We start from the raw sequence: 636 nt of genomic DNA on the forward strand, positions 1-636 counted from the left end.
TTACTCGACGATTTTGGAGACGACGCCGGCGCCGACGGTACGACCGCCTTCACGGATAGCGAAGCGCAGCTTCTCTTCCATGGCGATCGGCGTGATCAGCTCGACATTCATTTCCACATTATCGCCCGGCATCACCATCTCGGTGCCTTCCTTCAGCGTCACGACGCCGGTCACGTCGGTCGTGCGGAAGTAAAACTGCGGACGGTAGTTCGTGAAGAACGGCGTGTGACGGCCACCCTCTTCCTTCGTCAGGATATAGGCTTCAGCCACGAACTTGGCGTGCGGCGTGATCGAACCCGGCTTGGCCAGAACCTGGCCGCGCTCAACACCCTCACGGTCAACACCGCGAAGCAGAACACCAACATTGTCGCCCGCCTGGCCCTGGTCGAGCAGCTTGCGGAACATTTCAACGCCCGTGCACGTCGTCTTCGTCGTGTCGCGGATACCCACGATCTCGATTTCTTCGCCGACCTTCACGATGCCGCGCTCAACGCGACCCGTCACAACCGTACCCCGGCCAGAGATCGAGAACACGTCTTCGATCGGCATCAGGAAGGGCTGGTCAACCGGACGATCCGGCGTCGGGATGTATTCGTCCACAGCCGCCATCAGCTCAAGGATCTTCTCCTTGCCGAT

The 636-nt window shown here is 60.2% G+C and carries 1 protein-coding gene; it reads right to left on the minus strand.

The genetic code is table 11. The features are described 5' to 3' along the window. Window positions 1-636 (minus strand): EF-Tu C-terminal domain-related protein (locus FCS99_RS03330; protein WP_267899607.1); only part of this gene is annotated, 636 nt, incomplete at its 5' end.

Source organism: Maricaulis alexandrii (assembly GCF_005871165.1).
Lineage (GTDB): Bacteria > Pseudomonadota > Alphaproteobacteria > Caulobacterales > Maricaulaceae > Maricaulis > Maricaulis alexandrii.